We start from the raw sequence: 6,313 nt of genomic DNA, 5'->3' as shown, positions 1-6,313 counted from the left end.
GTTTATTCATTTAATTCGTTGTAGGCAATATTCCAAGACTCCATTTAATTATGGTGTTCAACATTTCGCCAATCCTTCAATGTTGCAGCTTTCTCATATGAAATAGAAATTATTCATCCATTAGATAAGTAGGGCCATAATTTCTTGTAATCACAGAAATTAATTTTATTCATAACTTTACTCATGTAAAAGCACATGAAAATTGTGTTCAAAAGTTGTTTTTTGCTTTCCGTGTTCTTAACGGGAATACCTTCAAGATTACAGGGTTAAAACAATGATTTTCAATAATATAGGATTTCGTCGATGATTCAGTCATCCCGACGAACCACTAAACAGGTGGTATCAAAGCACTGTCAACTGACTGATTGACAGTGCTTTTTGTTTTTATTGCATTCAATTGAATTCATTTAAAACCAAATAAAAGGTGTTGAGTTCGGTGAATGGTTCGGTATGTTCCTTGTGCATAATTTAGATAGCGTTTGACGCTGTTCATGGGTGTTTTGCAAACCTGTTTTGTTAAACCCAAAAGTTATGTATTATGCGCAATTCCAACACATTAAAAGTAGTTCTCTTCACGCGGGACATTTCAAATAATCCCCAAAAGTTGACCATTTATGCCCGTATCACCGTCAATGGGAAGAGGGCCGAGATAAGCTTGAAACGATATGTTTCGGTGAATGAATGGGATGAAAATAAAGGAAGGCTCCATGGTCTGACCCACAAGGCCCGTTATTTAGGGCAAGACGAGCAACACAATACCCTTCTTGAACTTATCGAGTATCACAACAAAACACAAAAAGGGGTACTCCGCCCGGGAACGATGTAGAACTATTATGGGGCCAAAAAGTATTTTTTTCGCTTTTTGGAATCCAAATACAAACTCCCCGACATCCGATTGAAACAACTGAACTATAAGTTCATCACTGATTTCGAACATTATCTATTGAACGGCCCACAACTCCAAAAGGGTAAGAAATGTACCAATAATGGGGCAATGAAACATTTTGAACTTGCGTTCGATGTACCAGCGTTCGTCTTTAGAATGGGGAAGGCAAAAAATATTGTAGCCAACAATACTTTGATTTATAACCACTTTCAAAACTTGATTGGATCTTATGGGATACATTGCCATGATGTTACATTCTTAATTTATCCCATCCTGCATTTTCAATTATTTTCTAAATACGTGCGCTAAACCGTTACTCAATACACCAGTCTGCCCTTTCCTTGAATTCGGTCTGAAAGTCATCTTTCCATTTTGAAATCGTAGAGGCGCCAGGGCCATCAATCCAGTGGTTCGTACCTTCTTTGCGTTTGTATTGTCCGCCCCAACTGGGTTGGGTTGGGTCTTCGGGATCATTGATGCCACGGTTGGCACTGATTAAATGCAAAAAAGTGGGCGAGTCCCCCTCGATAACTCCGGGGCCCGCCATTGCTTTTGGCGGGTAGATGGCACAAAGCGGCCCGTGGTTATTAATAATGTTCTTTTCGGCCCATTCTTTACTGTCGCTTTGAAAAATACCATGGTATGTTTTTCTGGATTCAATAATGAACAGGTCTGGGAATTCGTTCATGAGCCATTCATGCGAAGCATCTTGACATGCGATCAAATAGACTCTTAGCTTGCTGATAAAAGCTTTCAGTTCTTCTTCGCTTCGCGTATTCCTTACATCCCAAATGGCCTGGGCTATTTCTCTGGGGCCACCCCAGACGCCGATCCATATAGGCCGTGGGTCGGGCTTGTCCGCAGCGGCAATGATGGCATTTGAAGCTTCACTGCTTTTATCCTCTCCAATTATATCTTCAACGGGTTGTTTGCCACAGCCCCATTTTATTTTAATACCATTGTTATTGCCCTTGCCCTCATAGGTAATGGCCCGTAAGGCATCGGCCGTTGGGTATTTGGTATCGTGCTTCCTCAAATTTTCATCAACCTTGTCGTATTCATCAAGAGCAGCCAACATATTTTTCTTTTCCGCAACCATATCGAATGTGCCTGCGGAGACAATTAACCCCTCTACATCAAATTCATTCGAGTAAAGCAAAAAACGAACGATTGACTGCACATCATCGGGGTCGCTATTGGTCACCGGAAACGGTGGAAAGTCTGATGTAATGATAACGCGATAACGCTCATTGGAGGTAGTTCCAGTGGAAGCCGGTTCTTGGGCAGCCAAGGGTTTACATACCATAACGGCAACCAGCGCAAGAAGTATAGTTTTCAAATAGAGTTGCATTTCGATATTATTTGAGTGAACATTATTTAATATAAGTTTGTTTTTATTGTCTTTTTATAGGTTTGAACGGATTCTTCAGACCTGCTTCAATAAAATCGGATATTTTTTTATGTGAGCCTTTTTCATAAAACCCAAATACGCAAATGGCATCGGTTCCGGTGTATGCACGTTTATCTTCATCCCTCCCAAAGCTGAATATGACCATATTGATGCCCTGTCTCCATCCTTCGTCACCTGCCGTTTCCGGACCAGTATTTTTTACTCCAGCATAAAAAACTTGGGAGTCTTGTGGGTCGGTGTCTTCTAAATAAAAGAATGGTGATGGAAATTTATTACCAAATTCCGGCTCTAAATACCCAAGTCCACCGGCCTTTACCTCTCTTGGTATTCCATCTTTTAGTACATATCTATCTTTTTCAATGGATTCTTCCTGTTCACCGCCGATAGGCCCTTCAAATAAAAAGGCATATTTGTCTTCTGCTCTTATCACCTTTATTGCCGCATGGGATGGATAAAAGTGGTATTCCAGTTCGTACTTTGGATTTGCAGACCTCATTATAAGATGATCTCCCTCAAGTTTTCCGTTGAAATCGATTTTATTCCCTTCCTCATTTACCCACCATGAAGTTGAATTGCTCTTTCTTTGTGGGTGGTTAAAATTACCTTCCCCAAAGTTGGGCCAACCCCTATACTCGTGTTTGCCACCTTTTACGGTGGATTTATTGTAGCCCTTATCGGCGTCATTTCCAATCCAGTCGTTCCCAGCTTGATCAAATGCACTACTGAAACCTGTTTTGCCATCTGTTTTGCCATTTTCAAAATACCAGGTTCCCCCAGCAGCGGCTATTTTCCAGCACATGTTGTCAAAATGTTCAACCTCTGTCACTAATACATTTTCTGGGTATGGCGAGTATGGCATACCTGCTGCAGGCTCAGTATTACTGCTGCTACTGTTTTCGGAACTTGAACCTTTTACATTTATTATCATACGCCTATAGGCATATAGATTGGGAGCGCCATCATCATGTATTTCCAAAATAACGTGGATGTTTTTCCCTTCGGCGTTTTTAGGAACCTGGATACTTGCTTTGGAGGATGTAGCGTTCTTAACGTTTACAGCACCCTTATAAGAACTGGGTTCTTTGTAGAAAGACCAAGAATAGGTCAATGCGTTTCCATCTGGATCACTAGATCCCTTGGCGTCCAAATCTATTGTGGAACCGGCACCGGCATCCATTTTTAAAACTTTTCTGGATGTATCGCCATTCAATATGGCAATGGGATGGTGATTGGCATCTTCGTATTTTGGGGTAATGCTCCAGTCCATACGAGCCGCAAAATCATTGTTATAACCATCGCTCCATTTTTCAATGGCATCAGATTTTTCTTCAGTATTTCCATACATGAAATAAGGGTCGTAAAGCAGTTCAGCCTCCTCCTTTATTTTTGCAACCTCGGACATACTTCGTATTCCTTCTTGTTTTTTAAAGCTGAAACGACCTCCCCAGCCTCCTTGGTCTATTTGGTCTGGATCGTTGAGCCCATTGGGGTATACATGCATAAATGCTGGGCTATCACCTTCGGTGGCCCATTTGGTGTCTGGATAAATGGCTCCTAGTGGACCGTGGCTCTGAATGTCGTTTTTTTGGTATTCCCCATTTTTTGGTGGTTGCCAACCGTACACTCCTGTTGCACGTATATAAAAAACATCGGGAAAGTTCTTTGCGATCCAGGCCCCGGCATCATCTTGCCCAAGAATATCAAAGAGACGGAGCTTACCCAGAAATTTTTCAAACTCTTCTTCAGATCGGGTTTCACGTACTTTCCAAATCGCTTGGGCGATAGTGTTCATGCCTCCCCAGCCCATGACCCAAACGGGGCGGGGGTCATCTTTATCCACAGAGGCAATGATCAAATCAGAACCCGGACTATCCTTTCCTGTGCCTACATCTGCCATACCGTAGCCAGTTTGCCCCATGACGGAAATAGATTTTAAATATTCAGGAGTTGGAAAATCGTCGGCATGCACTTTTAAATTAGGATAGGTTTCAGCATAAGCATCCACAATTTTGTCCAACATATCGGTATCGCTTTGTGTCTTTTTCCAGCACCCAGTGGCAACTATTAGACCCTCTATGTCAAATTCATTGGCGCTTACTAGTTGCCGTACCATGGATTGTATGTCGTCTGGGTCTGCACCAAGGTCAGTGGTATTTATAATCCGGGGTTTATATGTAATGTCCCCATCATCCTTTTGTTGGATGGCCTTAACCGATGGACAAAACACCAAGAGGGCAAGGAGGATTGAAGGAATCAAATGTTTTTTCATTTCTATGCGGTTTAAAATTATTAATCAATGGAAGTAATCGATAATTACCTCGCAATAAGCCGAAGGGCCGTGAATGGCTTTTTTGTTTCATATTCAAATTTTCCCGGGACAACTGTGCCTTCGTTTGAAATAGTCATGTTCCAAGTATCTATGACCTCTAGTGTGTAATCTTTTGAACCTTCAAGATCAACCGTAATGGTCTGTAAGGAATCTGTGGTATAGGCTAAATAATAGTCCCCTTTTTTATTAAAGGTGTAGATATTGTTGTTGAGTTCTTCAATTAAGGTGCCGTCATTGCTATCTGGGATAGTATCCGGAATTTCTTTTGCGGAAAGTACAATGGTTTTAGGTGTCATTTCCGTAACAGGCGCTTCTTCCATGATTTTTTTAAAGAAAGCGATTCGCTCTGGGCTTTTGCCCATTAAGGTGCCCCCTTTTGCCCACCACCTTACCTCTGTCTCATCGTCAGAATCGTTTTTAAAGGTGTCTCCATGGGTGCCGTAAACACCGCTAAGACCGGCTTTCCAGAAATAACTGGTCATATCTTGGGCACTTAGCCTGCCCCAACCGCTAGGTACATCGCCTTCATAGCGCATTTCGTCATACAGCACTGGTTTTTGATATTTATTACGCCATTTTTCGGTATTGAAGAAGAAATAGGTCTGTAGGCTGGCATGTGTTACCCATGGGCGATTGTGGTCATAAAAATGACTTTCATCATAATACCAGTTATGAATGCCGCGCAAACGTTGATGGGGGTCTTCTTTTTGAAGCAAGGTGCCAATGCCTTCCCAATCTATTTTGTCTATGATCCTAGGCACGTCCCATTCATTACCAGAGACCACCAAACATTTCTATAGGCTGATATACGGGCAATCATATAACGCACGTATTTTTTGTTCATTTCGGCACCCATTTCATAATAGCCCCAATCGTCATAAGGGTGGAAAAGGATCACATCTGCCTGTATGCCCTTTTCCATTAGTTGTCCAACCCTTTTATCAAAGTTTTGGAAAAACTCATAATTGGGCCGTGAAGGGTCGTTTAAGCTATCTTTTCTTTTGAAAGGAAGCATCCAAGGTTCTGTGTCGTTCCCGTAGCTATATCTTTTTGGAAATACACACATCCGTATTTTATTAAAGGGGGATTTGGCAAGAGTTTTCACCGTTTGGTCTTGAATACTCTGTTTTACGCTGGTCCATTGATAGGCTGTTGTTCCTACGGAATAAAAAGGTGTACCGTCTGCAAATTCTAGATAGAAGGTATTGACTGTTTTGATGGGGCCATGATTGCCCCCACTGGGTTCCACACATTGAAAGAAGCCACTTTGATGGCTTAATTCTTCGACATTGCTTTCGGTCATGTAGGTCCATTTGCCTAATTCATCCGGCGAGAACCGAACCTTGTAGACTCCGTTTCCATCATAAAAACCAGGTACTTTAAAGGTCTGGGAACCATTCGTAAATGTTGCATCTATGGTGTTATCCATATATGGATTACCATCAGCAGGCCCCTGAAGGCTAAGTTCAAAAACTTCCCACTTTTCAACAACTTGAATTTCAGTCGATTGACATGAACTAATTATGCAAGTGGCATTTAAGAGTATTGCTAAAACTATGAATCTCTTTTTTAAGAGTGTATTTTTCATGGTATTTTAATATGAGAAGTGCTCAGCAAATTTAAGCTCGATATTGAGTTAAAAATATCTATATAAGGAATTAAACTAGTTGAATTCCGAGGTTTATAG

At 41.4% G+C, this 6,313-nt stretch carries 5 protein-coding genes and 1 pseudogene; 2 read left to right on the top strand and 4 right to left on the bottom strand.

Features of this window, described 5'->3' with window-relative positions; all coding sequences use genetic code 11:
• The first annotated feature begins 538 nt into the window (after positions 1-538).
• Both A7D14_RS19535 and A7D14_RS20595 read left to right on the top strand, forming a co-directional pair.
• Entirely contained in the window at positions 539-826 is a 288-nt protein-coding gene (locus A7D14_RS19535) for an Arm DNA-binding domain-containing protein (protein WP_067038203.1), read from the top strand.
• Between the two features lie 12 nt (positions 827-838).
• Positions 839-1,195, top strand: a pseudogene (locus tag A7D14_RS20595) (phage integrase SAM-like domain-containing protein); the annotation flags it as partial.
• A 4-nt stretch (positions 1,196-1,199) separates the two neighbouring features.
• Here the strand turns inward: A7D14_RS20595 and A7D14_RS19525 are convergent.
• The 4 genes from A7D14_RS19525 to A7D14_RS20280 are packed head-to-tail and all read right to left on the bottom strand — an operon-like array spanning position 1,200 to position 6,214.
• A complete protein-coding gene (locus tag A7D14_RS19525; protein ID WP_083158176.1) occupies positions 1,200-2,237 on the bottom strand; it encodes a DUF1593 domain-containing protein in 1,038 nt (345 codons plus the stop codon).
• A 43-nt stretch (positions 2,238-2,280) separates the two neighbouring features.
• Positions 2,281-4,566, bottom strand: coding sequence for a DUF1593 domain-containing protein (locus A7D14_RS20290; protein WP_218058566.1), 2,286 nt, complete (start codon positions 4,564-4,566; stop codon positions 2,281-2,283).
• A gap of 44 nt (positions 4,567-4,610) precedes the next feature.
• Positions 4,611-5,387: a DUF5605 domain-containing protein gene (locus tag A7D14_RS20285; protein ID WP_218058565.1), complete on the bottom strand. Its 777-nt coding sequence runs from the start codon at positions 5,385-5,387 to the stop codon at positions 4,611-4,613.
• Entirely contained in the window at positions 5,372-6,214 is an 843-nt protein-coding gene (locus A7D14_RS20280; RefSeq protein WP_218058564.1) for a DUF5060 domain-containing protein, read from the bottom strand. Before A7D14_RS20280 ends, A7D14_RS20285 begins: the two co-directional genes overlap by 16 nt.
• Between the last annotated feature and the right edge of the window lie 99 nt (positions 6,215-6,313).

Origin of the sequence: Allomuricauda sp. CP2A (assembly GCF_001683915.1) — a bacterium.
In the GTDB taxonomy this organism is placed as follows: domain Bacteria; phylum Bacteroidota; class Bacteroidia; order Flavobacteriales; family Flavobacteriaceae; genus Flagellimonas.
Note: the sequence above shows the minus strand (reverse complement) of the source record. Positions and strands in the feature narration are given on the sequence as shown.